The following is a 16905-nucleotide window of genomic DNA, read 5'->3' as shown; positions in this document are numbered from 1 at the left end:
TCAGGCTTAAATAGAGCAAAAGCTCAAAACAACAAGAACAGGGACGTACGATGCCGATTGATCTGCAGCAGTACCTCAATAACGACGCTACCGGTCTGGCCGACATGGTCAGCCGGGGAGAAACCACCGCAGCAGAGCTGCTGGAGATGGCGGTCGGGCGCTGTGAACAACTCAATCCGTCGATCAACGCGATCTGCCGACCGATGTACGACATCGCGCGCGAGCGCATCAAACAGCCCCTCAACGGCCCCTTGGCTGGCGTCCCCATTTTGATCAAGGACGCAGTTCAGGACTATGCAGGGCTGCCCACCAGCAACGGCAATCAGGCGTTCAACCGCCTGCCGGCCACACAGCACTCTCATATTGTTCGTCGGCTGCTCGACGCCGGTGCGGTGATCATCGGCAAGACCAACACGCCCGAACTCGCGCTCAAGGGCGTGACCGACCCCAAAGCCTTCGGCCTGACCCGCAACCCATGGAATCCCGGTCACACCCCCGGTGGCTCCAGCGGCGGCTCTGCTGCGGCCGTGGCAGCCGGCATGGTGCCGCTGGCTGGCGGCAACGACGGTGGCGGCTCGATCCGCATTCCCGCGGCGTGCTGCGGCTTATTTGGCCTGCGCCCGAGCCGCGGACGCGTCTCTCCGGGGCCTGCCTATGCCGAAATCTGGGAAGGGGCCTCCAGCGATCTGGTGCTCTCACGCAGCGTGCGTGACGCGGCGCTGTCACTGGACTTGTTGGCCGGCGGTAATCCAGGCGATCCGTTTATCATCGCGGCACCAACGCAGGACTTCCGTACCCTTGCCAGCAGAGACCCGGGCAAGCTGCGCATCGGCTTCAGCACCCGCTCGCCAGTCGACCGCCCCGTGCACCCAGAAGCGATTGAAGCCGTTGAGCGCACCGCCAACCTGCTGCGCTCGCTAGGCCATGACGTCGAAGAGGCTGCGCCTGACTATGACGGCCATGCGCTGGCCCGCTGTTATATAAGCCTCTACTTCGGACAGGTCGCCGCCAGCCTTCAGGAAGCCAAGGACCTGGGTGCCAGCGAAGGCGACTTCGAGCTGCTGACCCGCGTACTTGCCGCGCTGGGCCGCGCCCAGAGCAGCGGCGAATACGTCAGCCGGCACCGCAACTGGAACCAGTTCAGTCAGGCACTTGGCAGCTTCTACCAACAATACGACCTGTATCTGACACCCACCCTTGCCCATCCACCGATTCGCCACGAACAGGCCGAGCTGCCCGGCGGGCAGCAGCAGATACTCCGCCTGCTGCTGGAAAGTGGTCTGCTGTCGTTCATGGCCAGGCGCGGCTGGCTGGACTCCATGGTGGAAGACATGGCGCTGGAAAACCTGACCTACGTGCCGTTCACACAACTGGCGAACCTGACCGGCACACCGGCGATGAGCGTACCGCTGCACTGGACCAAGGACGGCTTGCCGCTTGGCGTGCAGTTCTGTGCGCCAAGCGGCAACGAAGCGCTGCTGCTGCAACTGGCAACTCAGCTGGAGGCGGCCCAGCCCTGGAAAGACCGCTGGCCAGCAATAGCAGGTGCCCTCAGCCCAGCACCTTCACCAGCTCTCGCACCAGCGGCTTCATAAAGAAGCTGCTTTCCGGCATCAGGTCGACCGCAATGCCGCGCTCACGCAGCTCATCAGCCACAACCGGGCCGACCGCCGCTACCTTGATGCGCGTCAAAGCCGCCAGCAGCGCACTCTCACCCTGCTCGCGGCGTTTGGCGATCTGCAGCAGTCGTCGCACCTGAGTGGCACTGGTGAAGGCGATGGCGTCGACCTCAATGGCCAGCAGCGCATCGATCAGTTGATCGACCTGCGCATCCTCAACGTCATCGGCGTAGATATAGGGCGCTACCGTGCTGACGCTGGCCCCCGCTTCGGTGAGATAGTCGACGAGCCGGCGGTTGGGATCTGTGCCATACAGCTGGACACCGATGCGCTGACCCTGCAAGTTCTCACCTTTCAGCGTTTCAATCACACCTTCCGTTGTGGGTGCGACCGCCACCCGGTCAGGTCGCAGCCCGGCCTTGCGCAGCGCGGCGCCGGGCTTCGGCCCCCGAGTCAGCTTGGGAGTCGCACCCAGCGCAGTTACAAACTCGTCATGCAGGCTGCCGCCCTGCCGCTCGGCTAGCGCCAGCATGCGCCGCAAGCCTTCACCGGTAAGCAGAATCACCTGATCAAAAGGCGTTGCAATCAGTTCACGCATCCAGGCCAGCACCGGCTGCGGGTCTGGCGCATCGTGAATGGAAACCAGCGGGCAACGCAGGACATCGGCGCCGCGCTTTATCAGCATGTCGGCGAACAGGTCGAGTTCTCGACTTTCGGGCAGGGCAATACGGCGGCCGGACAGCGGCATGTCTTCAGTCGTCATGGGGATTCAGATTCGTAGCTGAGTGATGCGGGCATTGTGCGCATAGTCCGCGCGAATGAAAAGACAGCGCAAAGGCCAGTCATGCCTCCTGCGCGGGGCAACGGCGAACGACTCGCCCCCGCCGCCTCGCCGGCCACGCACCTGAAAGCCGTTCCGTTACTTCTCCCAACCACGGGTGTGCAGGATATGGTCCAGCGTGCGGCTTACCGCCGTGCAGTTACGCACCATCTCGATCTTTTCCCAGGTCGAGCGTTCACCCTCGTGAATCAGTCGATGCATGGCCTCGCGGCTCGGCGGCGCCAGCAAACGCAGCGGGTGATCCCAGCGGTTACGCAGGAAGATATTGATGTCCGCGGTGTATTCCTGCGCGAGAACCCCATAGGTCAGGTGCTGCATCAAACTAATCACCGGCGACTTGATGCGGACGTTGTCACGACTGAAGCGCATCGCCTCGGCGGCACCCAGCTTTAAGAAGCGCGCCTGAAAGTTCGCCAGATTACGCAAACGGCTACGCGGCGCGTCAGGGTCAGGGGTAATCGCCAGCGCCGCCGGGTTGGTCATGCTGGAAATAAAATGGTTGACGCCATACAACCGCGCCAGTCGCTTGGCTGGCAGGTCATCAGCAAATGAGCCGTCGATCCACTTCATGCCAGGCAGATAGGGCACAGTCTCGCCTGCCGCGTTGCGACACATCAGTGTTACCGGCGGATAGATGCCATAGATGGCGCAAGAGGCCATGACCGCAGTGCGAATAAGCACATTGGGCGAGGTAATGGCATTGAGCAGCCGGGGCGCCTGCTGGGTGGACAGCCCGGTGACGGTGATATTCAGCTTGCGCCCGGTGAGTTCAAAGGCTTCCTGAAAGGTCAGGTCGGGAATGATCTTGGCGAGGTAGTCGCGCAGATTGTCTGCATCCATCGCCCGGCTGCCGCCAAACAGATTAAGCGACGGTCGAATGGCCGAGGTCTCTTCGACCTCGTGATGCAGGTTGTCGAGGCTGAGACCCTCACGCAGCTCCTCGTCCACATGGGTACAGGCGGTCGCGGCCAAGATGGAACCGGCACTACTGCCCGAGATGATTTCCGGCAGCAAACCCTGGTCGAACAGCGCCTTGAGCACGCCGGTATGAAAGAAGCCGAGCACCGCGCCGCCACTGAGCATCAATGCCGTACGCCCATTGCAGTGGCTGGCCCGCAGAAAGAAATCCTGCTTTTCTGCCAACGGGATGATCTTGTCGTCGACCTCGTTCAGATCATTGAGCGCCCCGCACAGCTCATCGATGTAGCGGGTGATAAGGTTCTTGGTCCCCAGCCGGGCCTTGTTGTACAGCGATGGCTTGCCTATGCCGCCGAGATTGCCATGCACCCCCTCGTTGAGTACAAACAGCAGTTGCTGATAATCCTCACGGAAACGCAGATCTCGCAGCACGTCGAGGCGCTGACGGATAGAACGGTAGTCATAGCTTTCGCAGGCGTCGTCCTGTTTCCACTCGTCCATCCCCTCCTCGTGATCCCAAGCGGCAGCGAGTTCACTCCACTCTTCGTAGTTTTCTGCCTTTTCCATCGACTGCAGCAGCGCCTTGCCCCTGCCGCGCTGAAAGAGATTGACCATCATATTCAGCTCCCATGGCGCCCGCAGGCGCCTTAACAAATGGTTGATCCAGTACCTCAGGCAGCCCCGACCGATCTCGCCTGCTTGCCCTCGGCCTCGGCAGGCTCAGCGGTCTTGGCTGCAGCCTTCTTGCGCGCTCCAGCGGGCGCCGGTGACGCTTTCTCCGCGGTGGCCTCATCATTGGTTGCCGGCTGCGGCGCCTCAATGCGTGCAGGGGTCGATGCTGCCGTGCTCTTTTCCAGCTCGGCCAGCAGCGTGCGGTACTCCTCGGTGGATTCCTGAATGCAGCTGATATAGAAGTCCATATCAGAGACGATATTGCGATCTGCCAGCACGCCCACGTTCAGGTCGTCGTAGATGCCGGTGAGGCAATGGCTGATGCCCATCCCATCGCTGACCGGCGCCAGCGGAAAGACGTTGACAATGCGAGCGCCAGCAAAATAACGGGGTACCAGACCAGGAATGCCCGGCACATTGGTGATTAGCGTATTCACCAGCGGCACCGCGCCCGCCATCCTCGATTTATTCTGCAGCCACGCACCCAGCGCGCGAACATAAGGCGGCACCATGTCGCCGACCGCATTATTGAGATCACAAAGAACATCACGGGCCAGCGGCACACCCCGAGCGGTACGACGGCGTACCGCTGCAAGGCGATCGCGGGCGTCACCAATATCGGTACCGATGCCGATAAACATGGCCGAAATCAGATTGCCGCAATCCTTCATTGCCTCGGTTGGTCGGACCGACACCGGGCACATCGAAACCAGGGACTCGTTAGGCAGCTGGTTATGGTGCGACAGATAACGGCGCATGCCACCGGCAATGATCGAGATCACCACATCATTGAGGGTCGAGCCGGGGCAGAGCTGACGCATGCGCTTCAGTTCGGGAATATTCCAGGTCACCGCACCATAGGCCCGGTGTGGAGAAACATGCACATTGAAGATGGTCCGCGGAACCCGTCGCTGCTCCGGCTTGGCATCATCGCGCAGGCGCTTGACCAATTCGATGCTCTTGCGCCCCGCAGTCAGCCCCGCACGCATGCTGCGCCAAGCCTGGCCCATCATCCGCGGCGTGGTACGCGACCACATCTCCAACCGCGTCGGCGCTCGCTCGGCCACTTCCACCCGATCACGCCGGCCATATTCGTGGTCAGCGGTTTCTTCCATCATCGCTGTTGTCAATTCCAGACTGGCCTTGCCGTCAACATAGGCATGGTGGAAGCGAATCAATACCGCAAAGCTGTTCGGCGGAATGCCCTCGACGTTGTTGACCCCTTCGATGATGTAGATCTCCCAGGGCGCCCGCTCCATATCGACGCTGCGCGACATGGTGCGCGCAGTGAAAATGCACAGCTGTCGCCAGTCGCCAGGCTGCGGCAGGCCAACATGGCGAACGTGGTACTCCAGGTCGAAGTTCTCGTCGTCCAACCAGTACGGATCGTCGAGCTGAAAGGGCGCCTTCTCCAGGCGACGACGGAAATAGGACGTCGTGTTCAACCGGTCCGATACGTACTGCAGGATGTCCTTGTGCCGCACCAACCCACCGGGTGCAGTGCTCTGATCACAGAGCCAGAGGCTGCCAATCATCATTGGCTGGTTTGGCGCCTCAAAGTAAAAGAAGTGGGAGTCCATCGGGGTCAGCTGTTTCATGGTAGAGGTCCTCATACCGATTGGGTGTATGCGCCACGTACTGCACAAGTCAGGTCTTGAACCGGAGCACCAACAAGCGAATCAAAAAATAAAATCGCCCCGTTTTTATATACAAATAAAAAAAGGTTTTATTTGATCCACAACATGATAATGCAAATTTGTGACCAATAGGTCACAGAGAAACCAACAAGTCGAAACAAACCAGACCACCGATAAATAAAGCCTTAAGGCAGACACCTTCTAGAAAAGCAGAAAACAAAGGACACGAAAACGAGGCATAGCTGAAAAATGCACCACACAAAAGCACGATGAGCGCCGACGCCATCTCGTGCCCTGTTATAAGGCAACATTTATCGGATAACTGAATGGCGAACTTGCTCGCCACTCACGGCAAGCTAGGCTCCATCAGCGAAACTCCAGGAGCACGACATGACAGCCCAATGCATTAGCCTGATGGTGAACAAAAACGATATCCACAAATGCGCAGCGCGCCCCGTACCCCGTCTAACCGCCGTAGACCTGCAAGACGGCGAGGTATTGCTCGAGATCGACCATTTCGCCTTCACCGCCAACAACATCACCTACGCAACGCTGGGAGAACGGCTTGGCTATTGGGACTTTTTCCCCGCGCAAGAGCCATGGGGCCAAGTGCCGGTCTGGGGCTTTGCTGATGTGAGCGCCAGTCGCCACCCGGATATAAAGGAAGGCACGCGCGTCTACGGCTATCTCCCGATGACTGAACAACTGCGCGTGCAACCGGGCGACATCACCGCCAGCAGCTTCACCGATTTGGCTCCACACCGCAGCCACTTGGCGCTGGCCTACAACCAGTATCAGTTCACCGCCGCCGACCCCGCATACAAGCCCGAGCTGGAAGCGCTGCAGATGCTGCTGCGTCCCCTGCTGCTGACCTCGTTTCTGCTCGACGATTTTCTCTACGACAATAATTACTTTGACGCCGAGCAAATCATTCTCACCAGCGCCTCAAGCAAAACGGCTTTGGGACTCGCCTTCATGCTCAGCCATCAGCGCCAAAGTCGAAACAGCACACCGCAACGCATCGTCGCACTGACCTCCGAAGGCAACGCCGAGTTTGTCAGCGGACTCGGCTATTACGATCATACCATTGCCTATGACCAGTTGGATCAGCTCGACTCGGACGTACCAAGCGTATTGATCGACTTCGCGGGCAATGGCACGGTGCTTGCTGCACTCCATCAGCAGCTGGACAAGAACCTGAAGTACAGCTCCCTGGTAGGAGCAGCGCACTGGGACCAACGTAAAGGCGAAAAAAACCTGCCCGGCGCCAAGCCGGAGGTGTTCTTCGCGCCCGGCTACTGGGCCAAGCGCAATAAGGAGCTGGGAACAGCAGAGTTGATGGGGCGATTTGCTAACCTGTGGGCGCCACTAGCCAAATCGGTCAATAGCTGGATTGAGATCAAGACCATAGAAGGTACCGAAGCGATGCTGCAAACTTACCTCGATACCCTGAACGGGCTAATCAAGCCAGAAACGGGAATGATAATGAGAACGCATAGCAAGTAGCATGCCGCTCAGCTGCATTTATTATCCGTTTGAGCGAAAATGTGCACCCCTTCGCTAGCATATATGAGCCCTGCACACCATAATTTGGGCCAATGGAAGGACACAGCATCGAGGCTCAGGATGAGCCCGAAGTTAATAATGCGTGGTAACCATTCCTGCAAGGATGTAGGACGGGAATCAAACAGTACCCGTGTTTGGAGCATGCAGGCTCATGAAAGCAGTAAAAGGCTTCACACTGATTGAGGTGATGATTACCGTCGTCATCGTCGCGATCCTCGCTGCGATTGCTTATCCAAGCTATCGCCAGTACATCATTCGCTCAGACCGCGCGGCAGCGCAGTCGGTGATGTTGGATATCGCCAATCGTGAACAGCAATTTCTCATGGCCAACCGGGCTTACGCCAACAAGGCCACGGTCACAGCCTCCGGCTTCTCACTCGATAGCGACCTCGCCAACAAATACAACTGGGACATTACCGTCGGCACAGGCACGGTCCCCAGCTTTACCATTACGTTCACGCCCAAGGGCTCACAAGCCAGCGACGTGACACTGACGCTGAATCACCAGGGCGTAAAAACCCCAGCAGACAAATGGTGAGCCCCATGACTGACGGTAAATATCGACAGAGTCAAAACGGACTGACCATGATCGAGCTGCTGGTCACCGTGGTCATCCTGCTGGTTGGCCTCCTCGGTCTGGCCGGCCTGCAATCTCGCCTACAGCAATCAGAAGTCGAATCCTACCAGCGCGCCCAAGCGCTGATCCTGCTGAATGACATGTCCAACCGGATCATGGCCAACCGCAATGCTGCAGCGGACTACGTCACCGCAGCCATAGGTGTTGGTGCAGCCTGTCCGGCTGCCAGCACCACCCGCAGCAGCATCGATCTTAACGCCTGGTGCCAGGCGCTGAGAGGGGCTGCAGAAACCATCGGCACCAGCGAAGTCGGCGCCATGATCGGCGGCCGCGGCTGCGTCGAAGATCTGGGATCGGACACTTATATGGTGACTGTCGCCTGGCAGGGCCTCATTCCTCTGCAAGCACCTCCAGCCAGCGTTAGCTGCGGATTGAACGCCTACAACGACACCGCAGCCTGTGCCGGAGACCTGTGTCGCCGCACCGTAACAACAGTGGTGCGAATCGGAAATCTGGAACCATGAGCCTGATTATGAAAAAACTGACCAGACAACAGGGTTTCAGCCTTATCGAGCTGATGGTGGCGATCACCATCAGTCTGCTGATTTTTGCCGCGGTGCTGCGTCTGTTTCTCGATATTGGCCGCACTAACGACGAACTCGCCAAAACCAACGAACAGATTGAGAACGGCCGATTTTCAATTCAACTGCTGCAGCTTGATTTGATGCACGCGGGCTTCTGGGATGGCTACATACCCGATTACGACGACCCATCAGCAACCGGCGGCGCCACTCCCGCAGCCGCACCCGCACCGTGCCAGAGCTACGGCACCTGGAATGCTGCCTACATCGACTCACTGTTTGCGACTCCGGTACAAATCTACTCGGGGGTGCCTGCGGGTTGCGAGACCGTGATCACAGACAAAGTCGCTAACACCGACCTCATTGTTACCCGGCACGCAGACACATGCGTGGCTGGCAGCACAGGCTGCGAAGCCGATACCGCCGGAGAGCTGTATCTGCAGGTATCGCGCTGCAGCTCAGACGCCAACCGCTATATCCTCGGCCGCACAGGCACTGATACATTCAACCTGCGCCAGCGGGACTGCGACGCCAGCGTACTGGCCAACAAGCGCCGCTTTGTATCGCATATCTACTACATAAAGAATGAGGGCGGTGTCCCGACGTTGATGCGTTCCACGCTGGAGAGCAGCGGCGGTACCGTGCAGTTCACCACCCCACAAGCGCTCATCGCAGGCGTTGAGTCAATGCGTGCCGAACTCGGCATCGATACCTATAACGCGCTCAATGACAAGACCGTCAACTATCTCACTGGCGAACGCGGGGACGGTGTACCTGACGACTATCTGAATACAACCGACGACTGCGCCAGCGGTTGCGACATCGACAATCTGGTTAACGTCGTAAATGCCAACATTTACGTTCTGGTTCGCAGCACACAAAGCAGCCCAGGCTACACCGACACCAAGGCCTACCAGCTTGGGCCATTCTCGATAGCTGCCGCTAACGACAACTTCAAGCGTCACGTATTCAGCTCTAACGTGCGCTTCCACAACATTTCCGGTCGCCGAGAAGTCCCTCCGGGCAGCGGCTCCGGCGGCGGCGACGAAACAGACCCTGAAACTCCCGTCGACGAAACCACACCTTGAGGAGCTTCCGCATGAAACGCATTGGTTCAGAATCCCAGCGTGGCGCAACCCTTCTTGTGGCATTGGTCATGCTCGTTTTGCTGACACTCATGGTCAGCAGTGCGTTCACCCTCAGCACAACCAACTTAAAGGCCGTCAACAACATGCAGATGCGTGAGGAAGCGACGGCAGCTGCCAACAGCGCCATCGAGCTGGTCATCAGCTCCGCTTTCGCCACTAGCCCAACGGCTCAGGAAATCGACGTAGACATGAATAACAACGGCACGGCCGACTACACAGTGAATGTCGCCGAACCGCAATGCGTCAGCTACACCTTGGCCGAATCGGCGTCCGCCAGCAGCGTCACTCTCGGCGTCATGTCCGACAAAACCTGGGATACGCTCTGGGATATTCAGGCAACCGTGAACGACGCAGCGACCGGTACCAACGTGACAATGCGCCAAGGGGTTCTTGTACGCCTTAGTGACGCACAAAAAATCAACCTTTGCTCCTGAGTAAGAGCCTGGAGATCGCCATGAAAACGCGCGCAATTAAAGGGTGGCTCGTCAGTGCCCTGCTCTGCCTCAGCCTACCTACTCAGGCAGAAGACATCGACTTGTTCGTGGGTGTCCCACCAGACTCGGCTGACGACTTGCCAAATGTGTTGTTCGTCGTCGACAACACCGCGAACTGGAATACCTCCTTCGTCAACCTGAAGGCGGCGCTGGCAAACACGTTCAACGGCATGCCGGAAAACAAGTTCCGGGTCGGCATCATGCTCTTCAATGAAACCGGCAACCCGAACAACAACGTGACCGGCGGATATGTACGGGCAGCTATCCGCACGATGAACAGCACCACCCAGCCACTCTACGCAGATCTGATCAACGGTCTGGACGAGGGCGCAGACAAGGGCAACGGTGCCATCGGCAGTCTGGTGATGGCCGAAGCCTGGCACTACTACATGGGTAACGAGCCCTACGCCGGCGACCACAAAGAAAAGACTGATTACACCGGCAACAATCTCGCTGACCCGAAGAAAAGCCCTGGGCTGTTTGGGCCGTCACGCGCGGTGTGGGCATTGCCAAACAACGCGCTCGACAGCTTCAGCAGCGATGACGAGTACAACAGCCCTCTAGTGGATGGCTCCTGCGCTCGCAACTTTATCATCTACCTGAGCAACGGCCCGTCAACCGACAATAATAGCGTCAAGACCGAAGCACGCAGCCAACTAGCGACTGCCGGCGGCAACACCACCACCATCCCGCTTTCCCCGGCCGGCCTACAGGACAACCCGATTGATGAGTGGACACGCTTCATGAAAGACAGCGTGCTCGGCATCAACACCTACACCATCGACATCAACCCGGATACCAACGGCCAGGGCCCCAACTGGACCGCAGTACTGCAAAGCATGGCCAATGTCGGTGGCGGCAAGTACTTTGCCGTCAGCAGCGCAGACGGCGGCGGCGAGATCGCAGATGCATTGAATACCATTTTGTCCGAGATTCAATCGGTCAACAGCGTATATGCGTCAGTGAGTTTGCCCGTCAGCGTCAACACCCAGGGCACCTACCTCAACCAGGTATTTGTCGGTATGTTCCGCCCTGCTCAAAATGCTCTGCCGCGCTGGGACGGTAACCTGAAGCAGTACCGTCTTGGTTATCCGGCTGGCAGTGACGTGCTTGAAACCCTCGACGCTGCAGGCGCATCCGCGATCAACAGCTCTACTGGTTTCATTGCCGAGTGTGCCCGCAGCTACTGGACACCAACAACAGCAGACACCTACTGGGCAGACATCAGCGATCAGCAGTGCCTGACCGCCGCCGCCAACGGGGTTACCGGCTCATCCAACACTCCGGACGGTAACATGGTCGAAAAGGGTGGCCAGGGCTACAAGACCCGCGCTACCAACCCAGCCGACCGCACACTTTACATTGAAAATACAACTGCGACCGATACCGACAACAACATGCTTGCGCTGACCAACACGTCGGTCAGCACGGACGACCTTGAGGCAAGCAGCGACGCCGAACGCAGCCTGCTCCTTGATTGGATCAGGGGGTTCAATAACAACGCCGATGATGAAAACGAGCTGGACAATTTCATCACCAGCCTCACGGCGATGCGTCCTTCGGTTCACGCCGACGTCGTTCACTCGCGCCCGGTTGCTATCAACTTCGGCACCGACGCCAGCCCGGATGTCACCGTGTTCTACGGCGCCAACGATGGCCTGCTACGCGCAGTCAACGGTGACCGGGACGGCGGCGACGAGCGCTGGGCCTTCTTGCCTCAAGAGTTCTACCCTCACATCAAGCGTCTGCGCGACAACACGCAGCAGATCTACTATCCCGGCCTGGAGATCGAAGAGGAAGGCAATCGCAAGAACTACGGCTTTGATGGCCCGATCGTTGCCTACCAGGCAAAGGATGACCCTGCGGACACGCAGCTCAGCGAAGCCTGGATTTTCGCCTCGATGCGTCGTGGCGGCGAGTCCATCTACGCCTTTGACGTGATCGACCCCGAAGATCCGATACTGAAATGGCGCAAGGGCTGCCTGAACGGCAGTTGCGACAGCGGCCTGGAAGATCTCGGCCAAACTTGGGCGGCACCCACCGTTGTCAAGGCATCAGGCTATGACGGCGGAGACAGCCCAATGCTGCTGGTCAGCGGTGGCTACGACGCTTGCGAAGACAGCTTCCCCCATACCTGCACCTCCGCAGATAAGGGCAACGCGCTGTACGTCATGGACGCAGACACGGGCGCCGTGATCACCTCCTTCGAAACGACCCGCGGCATCGTGGCGGACATCACCCCAGTCAACAACAGCAATGGCATGCTGATGTACGCCTACACCGCCGACATGGGCGGCAACGTCTATCGCCTCTCTGGTCCCAGTGGCGCCGCTATCGGCATCACCAGCCCGGACGACTGGGCGCTCACCAAGATCGCATCGCTGGGCTGCGACACAGCAACCAGTACATGCGACGGCAAGAACCGTAAGTTCCTCTATGCCCCGGACGTGGTGTTCGACAACAACACCTACTATCTGCTGCTCGGCTCTGGCGACCGCGAGAAGCCACTGGGCGATGCCTCGGAAGTCAGCAACTACTTCTTCATGCTGCAAGACCGCCCGAGCGACGCGAACTGGCTGACCGCTGAAGCAGCAACCTGCGGTGCCAACATGCTCTGCCTTAGCTCACTGACCACCATCGATACCGACGCCGACCCCAGCGCAGAGGCGCTGGCCAGCAAGAAAGGCTGGTATCTGGCCCTGAACGAGGGAGAGCAGGTCGTCACCTCGGCAATCACTGTGTTTGGTATCACCACTTTCAGTACCAACCAGCCAACACCGCCGGAACCAGGTGAATGTTCCAACAATCTGGGCACAGCGCGGGTGTACAACGTTGCCTACGAGAACGCAGAAGCAGCCAACGATACCCGTGGCGAAGAAATCCCCGGCGGCGGCCTGCCGCCCTCACCGGTAGCAGGCATGGTGGTACTGGACGACGGCACCACCGTCCCGTTCATCATCGGTGGCGACCCCGACTCACCGTTGGCGGGCCGAGAACCGGTAACACCCGGCACGACCTCCGTACCTAAGAGCCGGATCTACTGGAACCTGGAAGAATGAGCGTACTCACTTCCCCACACCCAAACCCGGCTGCTAACCGCAGCCGGGGGTTCACGTTGATCGAGCTGATGGTCACGATCACAGTGGCGGCGGTATTGCTCACCATTGCCCTGCCCTCGTTCGTCAACACCACCCTCAACAGCAAACTGCGCGCGACAGCCAACAATCTCTCGGCCGCAGCCATGCTTGCTCGCTCCGAGGCAATCAAACGCAACTCGGCAACACGCCTGTGCGCCTCAGACAATGGCACCAGCTGTAGCGGCGCTTGGGAGGATGGCTGGATTGTCATCAGCAGCGACAACACCGTCGTTCACGCCGAGGGCTCCGTGCCTGACGGCTACAAGGTCAATACCGCCAGCACCACCCTGACCTTTGAACCGAGCGGTGTAGGCTCAACAGCAGCCAGCTTTGTCATCTGCCGCGCTACTCCCAGCGTCGGTTCGCAAGAGCGCCTGGTTTCGATCAGCGCTACCGGCAGACCATCGGTTACCCGCACCACCACCGGTACCTGCAGCTGACGGCAAAGCCGTTTTGACAACGACCAGCCCTCGCGCTGGTCGTTTTCGTTTCACCCCCACTGCACGCTATCATCACCGCATACCGAGAAATTCAGGAACCCAGCATGTGCGAGTTGCTTGGCATGAGCGCCAACGTCCCCACTGATATCTGCTTCAGCTTCGCCGGCCTGATGCGCCGCGGCGGCGAGATCGGCCCACACAAAGACGGCTGGGGCGTCGCATTCTACGAAGGCAAGGGCCTGCGCTGCTTCCACGACTCCAGCCCCTGCCACAGCTCAGCCATCGCCAGACTGATCGAGCAATACCCGATCAAATCCGAAAACGTCATCTGCCACATTCGCCAGGCCAATGTAGGTGGCGTGAGTTTGGCCAATACCCATCCGTTCACCCGCGAACTCTGGGGCCAATACTGGGCATTTGCCCATAACGGTCAACTGGCCGGCTTCACCCCTTCTACAGGCCCTTACACCGCCGTAGGCGACACCGACAGCGAACGCATCTTCTGCCACCTGCTCAACACACTGGCTAGCCACTACGACGCCCCACCAAGCCTCAATGAACTCGCTCAGAACCTCAGCGAGTGCTGCGCTCCACTGAGCAAGTTGGGTGTATGCAACCTGATGATCAGCAACGGCGAATGGCTGTTTACGCTCTGTACCAGCAAACTGCATTGGATCACCCGCCGCGCGCCGTTCGGACCGGCCCAGCTCAGTGACCTGGAACTGGAGGTGGACTTTCAACAACACACGACAGCCAATGACGTGGTGACAGTGATAGCCACAGAGCCGCTAACCAGCAATGAAGAGTGGGCGGCGTACCAGCAGGGAGAGTGGCGGCTGTGGTGCAAGGGTGAAACCGTGCTGCACGGGCAGCTCAGCTAATCCGGGTGATGCAGCGCACAGCCGCGCAAACCCACCTTGCCCCTGCCCCCGGCATTTGCAATGATCGCGCTCTGAATACAGGACTTTAAGGACAGCTCCTCATGCCCGCCCCGTCAACGAGCACCAACTCACTGGCTGATCTGTCCGAACGCATCACCTCGGGCCAGTGTGTCATCGGCATATACGGACTGGGCTACGTAGGACTGCCACTCGCACTGCGCTTCGCCGAAGTCGGCATACGCGTATTAGGGTTCGACATTGACCCGCTCAAGGTTGAAACCCTGAACCGCGGCGGCAGTTACATCGAACGCATCACGTCATCTGACATCGAACGAGCGCGCGCCGCTGGCTTTAGTGCAACGACTGACTTTTCTCGCACAACAGAAGTCGACGCCCAGATCATCTGCGTCCCGACTCCGCTTGATGAACACCACCAGCCCGACCTCAGCTACGTTACCGACACGGTAGACAGCATCCTGCCGCACTTTCGCGCCGGGCAACTGATGAGCCTGGAAAGTACTACCTGGCCCGGCACCACCGACGAGCTGCTGGCCCCGCGACTCAAACAATGTGGTTTTACTCCCGGCACCAACTGCGCGCTGGTCTACTCCCCCGAACGAGAAGACCCGGGTAATGCCCACTTCACCACCGCGCAGATCCCCAAAGTGATTGGTGGAGTCACCGAAACCTGCCTACAGCTTGGTACAGCACTGTACGAGAAAGCCATCGAACGGATGGTACCGGTAAGCAATACCCGCGCAGCGGAAATGACCAAGCTGCTCGAGAACATCCACCGCGCGGTCAATATCGGCCTGGTAAACGAAATGAAAATTGTCGCCGACCGCATGGACATCGACATTCACGAAGTCATACGCGCCGCGGCCACCAAACCCTTTGGCTTCGTGCCCTACACCCCGGGCCCAGGCCTCGGCGGCCACTGCATTCCCATCGACCCGTTCTATCTGACCTGGAAGGCCAAGGAATACGGTATCAACACCCGCTTTATCGAACTGGCAGGTGAGATCAACCACTACATGCCGCACTGGGTAGTCCAGAAGGTCGCGGACGCACTCAACGAGCGCGCCAAGGCCGTCAAAGGCAGCAGAATTCTGGTGCTGGGCCTCGCGTACAAAAAGAACATCGACGACACCCGCGAGTCACCTGCAGTCGAGATCATGTCTCTGCTGCAAGACAAGGGTGCCATCGTGGCCTACGCCGATCCGCACGTCCCGACGTTCCCTCGTAAACGCGACTACCACTTCGACCTACACTCGGTCGAACTGACGCCAGATAACATCTCGAGCTACGATTGCCTGATCATCGCCACCGACCACGATGCGTTTGATTACCAAGCGCTGACAACCCATGCGAAGTTGCTTGTGGATACCCGGGGGCGAATGCATGGCAAAAACGTCGTCAGCGCGTAATCCTACAATTTCCCAAATAGCAGCTCAATGCCGCGCAAGGACTGCACCGTGACATACCCGTCAGGAAAGCTCGCATACAACCCGAGCATCCAAGGCCTCAGGGCTATCGCGATATTGCTGGTACTAGCAGCCCATGCAAACCTGCCCTTCCTGCACGGAGGGTTTATCGGTGTTGACGTCTTTTTTGTGATATCAGGCTATTTAATTACGGGCCTTCTCGTCACGGAGATAAACAACACTGGGAAACTGAACTTCTCCCGATTTTATGCACGTAGGCTAAAGCGATTACTCCCAGCCCTGCTGGTCATGCTCGGCGCCACTGCTGCAGCGATTTATATTTTCGCCCCGACGACCGAACACCCGGCTCAAGCGTCAGCAGCAGCAAGCGCAGCAGCGTGGGTCAGCAATTTTTACTTCATTTTTGCCGAGCAAAACTATTTTGAGAGCACGTCTCTCGTAAATGCGTTTTTACACACGTGGTCGCTCGGCGTGGAAGAACAGTTTTATCTGATCTGGCCTCTATTGATCGTTTTTGCTTGCAGCTTGGCCAGCAAACACCGAATTGTCTTTCTAAGCGCAATCACCCTGTTCAGTTTCGCCTTGTGCATGTGGCTTGCCAGTCGCCACCCAACCCAAGCGTTCTACCTGATGCCATCGCGCATTTGGCAGTTCGGTGCAGGGGCACTCGTTTGGCATCTAGCCGGACAGCTTTCAGAAATTAGCGCCCGTGCCAAAGCGATACAGTTGTTAACTGGTACCACGTTGATCGTTGCCAGTGCCTTGTGGATCGAAGAAGGCACGCGCTACCCCGACTGGGTAAGCCTGCTGCCCACGCTCGGTGCAGCCGCATGCCTTTTCGGCATATCAACGACCTCAGACAGCGTCTCGTCTGGCCCGCTAGCCAGAGGCCCACTAAGGAAACGCTGCACAAATCAGCCATCTGCCTGAGTACCCAGCCCCGAGTATA

Annotated in this window: 14 protein-coding genes; 11 read left to right on the top strand and 3 right to left on the bottom strand. The window is 58.6% G+C overall.

Going from position 1 to position 16905, the window contains the following annotated elements; genetic code table 11:
• Window positions 1–50 precede the first annotated feature (50 nt).
• Entirely contained in the window at window positions 51–1595 is a 1545-nt protein-coding gene (locus AAFM31_RS10090) for an amidase (RefSeq protein ID WP_341707793.1), read from the top strand.
• Here the strand turns inward: AAFM31_RS10090 and AAFM31_RS10085 are convergent.
• The 3 genes from AAFM31_RS10085 to AAFM31_RS10075 all read right to left on the bottom strand — a co-directional run bounded on the left by AAFM31_RS10085 (window position 1552) and on the right by AAFM31_RS10075 (window position 5648).
• Window positions 1552–2382: a uroporphyrinogen-III synthase gene (locus AAFM31_RS10085; RefSeq protein ID WP_341707792.1), complete on the bottom strand. Its 831-nt coding sequence runs from the start codon at window positions 2380–2382 to the stop codon at window positions 1552–1554. The genes AAFM31_RS10090 and AAFM31_RS10085 overlap by 44 nt on opposite strands.
• A 156-nt stretch (window positions 2383–2538) precedes the next feature.
• Window positions 2539–3996, bottom strand: coding sequence for a DUF3336 domain-containing protein (locus AAFM31_RS10080; RefSeq protein ID WP_341707791.1), 1458 nt, complete (start codon window positions 3994–3996; stop codon window positions 2539–2541).
• A 53-nt stretch (window positions 3997–4049) separates the two neighbouring features.
• A complete protein-coding gene (locus tag AAFM31_RS10075) occupies window positions 4050–5648 on the bottom strand; it encodes a wax ester/triacylglycerol synthase family O-acyltransferase (RefSeq protein ID WP_341707790.1) in 1599 nt (532 codons plus the stop codon).
• 429 nt (window positions 5649–6077) lie between these two features.
• Between AAFM31_RS10075 and AAFM31_RS10070 the strand changes: the two genes are divergently transcribed.
• The 10 genes from AAFM31_RS10070 (at window position 6078) to AAFM31_RS10025 (ending at window position 16886) form a co-directional block, all read left to right on the top strand.
• Entirely contained in the window at window positions 6078–7193 is a 1116-nt protein-coding gene (locus tag AAFM31_RS10070; RefSeq protein WP_341707789.1) for a DUF2855 family protein, read from the top strand.
• A gap of 211 nt (window positions 7194–7404) precedes the next feature.
• On the top strand, window positions 7405–7791 hold the full coding sequence (locus tag AAFM31_RS10065) for a type IV pilin protein (RefSeq protein WP_341707788.1): 387 nt from the start codon (window positions 7405–7407) through the stop codon (window positions 7789–7791).
• A 5-nt stretch (window positions 7792–7796) separates the two neighbouring features.
• Window positions 7797–8354: a prepilin-type N-terminal cleavage/methylation domain-containing protein gene (locus AAFM31_RS10060; RefSeq protein WP_341707787.1), complete on the top strand. Its 558-nt coding sequence runs from the start codon at window positions 7797–7799 to the stop codon at window positions 8352–8354.
• Window positions 8355–8362: 8 nt separating this feature from the next.
• Entirely contained in the window at window positions 8363–9499 is a 1137-nt protein-coding gene (locus AAFM31_RS10055) for a PilW family protein (RefSeq protein ID WP_341707786.1), read from the top strand.
• An 11-nt stretch (window positions 9500–9510) separates the two neighbouring features.
• Entirely contained in the window at window positions 9511–9993 is a 483-nt protein-coding gene (locus AAFM31_RS10050; RefSeq protein ID WP_341707785.1) for a hypothetical protein, read from the top strand.
• 20 nt (window positions 9994–10013) lie between these two features.
• Window positions 10014–13112, top strand: coding sequence for a PilC/PilY family type IV pilus protein (locus AAFM31_RS10045; protein ID WP_341707784.1), 3099 nt, complete (start codon window positions 10014–10016; stop codon window positions 13110–13112).
• Window positions 13109–13630, top strand: a complete 522-nt coding sequence (locus AAFM31_RS10040; protein WP_341707783.1) for a GspH/FimT family pseudopilin — start codon at window positions 13109–13111, stop codon at window positions 13628–13630. Before AAFM31_RS10045 ends, AAFM31_RS10040 begins: the two co-directional genes overlap by 4 nt.
• 104 nt (window positions 13631–13734) lie before the next feature.
• Complete coding sequence (locus AAFM31_RS10035) at window positions 13735–14511, top strand: class II glutamine amidotransferase (RefSeq protein ID WP_341707782.1); 777 nt, start codon at window positions 13735–13737, stop codon at window positions 14509–14511.
• A 101-nt stretch (window positions 14512–14612) separates the two neighbouring features.
• The gene (locus AAFM31_RS10030; RefSeq protein WP_341707781.1) at window positions 14613–15938 is read left to right on the top strand and encodes a nucleotide sugar dehydrogenase; all 1326 of its coding nucleotides are present in this window, start codon (window positions 14613–14615) and stop codon (window positions 15936–15938) included.
• A 48-nt stretch (window positions 15939–15986) separates the two neighbouring features.
• Entirely contained in the window at window positions 15987–16886 is a 900-nt protein-coding gene (locus AAFM31_RS10025; protein ID WP_341707780.1) for an acyltransferase, read from the top strand.
• The last annotated feature ends 19 nt before the right edge of the window (window positions 16887–16905 follow it).

This window comes from Halopseudomonas sp. (assembly GCF_038130085.1).
Classification (GTDB): Bacteria; Pseudomonadota; Gammaproteobacteria; order Pseudomonadales; family Pseudomonadaceae; genus Halopseudomonas.
The sequence above is the reverse complement of the archived record's forward strand: the minus strand, read 5'-3'. Positions and strand labels throughout refer to the sequence as shown.

What these genes read in the sequence shown, in the direction of transcription:
- AAFM31_RS10090 (WP_341707793.1), top strand. Translation starts at nt 51, where the DNA reads ATGCCGATTGATCTGCAGCAGTACCTCAATAACGACGCTACCGGTCTG.
- AAFM31_RS10085 (WP_341707792.1), bottom strand. Translation starts at nt 2,382, where the DNA reads ATGACGACTGAAGACATGCCGCTGTCCGGCCGCCGTATTGCCCTGCCC.
- AAFM31_RS10080 (WP_341707791.1), bottom strand. Translation starts at nt 3,996, where the DNA reads ATGATGGTCAATCTCTTTCAGCGCGGCAGGGGCAAGGCGCTGCTGCAG.
- AAFM31_RS10075 (WP_341707790.1), bottom strand. Translation starts at nt 5,648, where the DNA reads ATGAAACAGCTGACCCCGATGGACTCCCACTTCTTTTACTTTGAGGCG.
- AAFM31_RS10070 (WP_341707789.1), top strand. Translation starts at nt 6,078, where the DNA reads ATGACAGCCCAATGCATTAGCCTGATGGTGAACAAAAACGATATCCAC.
- AAFM31_RS10065 (WP_341707788.1), top strand. Translation starts at nt 7,405, where the DNA reads ATGAAAGCAGTAAAAGGCTTCACACTGATTGAGGTGATGATTACCGTC.
- AAFM31_RS10060 (WP_341707787.1), top strand. Translation starts at nt 7,797, where the DNA reads ATGACTGACGGTAAATATCGACAGAGTCAAAACGGACTGACCATGATC.
- AAFM31_RS10055 (WP_341707786.1), top strand. Translation starts at nt 8,363, where the DNA reads ATGAAAAAACTGACCAGACAACAGGGTTTCAGCCTTATCGAGCTGATG.
- AAFM31_RS10050 (WP_341707785.1), top strand. Translation starts at nt 9,511, where the DNA reads ATGAAACGCATTGGTTCAGAATCCCAGCGTGGCGCAACCCTTCTTGTG.
- AAFM31_RS10045 (WP_341707784.1), top strand. Translation starts at nt 10,014, where the DNA reads ATGAAAACGCGCGCAATTAAAGGGTGGCTCGTCAGTGCCCTGCTCTGC.
- AAFM31_RS10040 (WP_341707783.1), top strand. Translation starts at nt 13,109, where the DNA reads ATGAGCGTACTCACTTCCCCACACCCAAACCCGGCTGCTAACCGCAGC.
- AAFM31_RS10035 (WP_341707782.1), top strand. Translation starts at nt 13,735, where the DNA reads ATGTGCGAGTTGCTTGGCATGAGCGCCAACGTCCCCACTGATATCTGC.
- AAFM31_RS10030 (WP_341707781.1), top strand. Translation starts at nt 14,613, where the DNA reads ATGCCCGCCCCGTCAACGAGCACCAACTCACTGGCTGATCTGTCCGAA.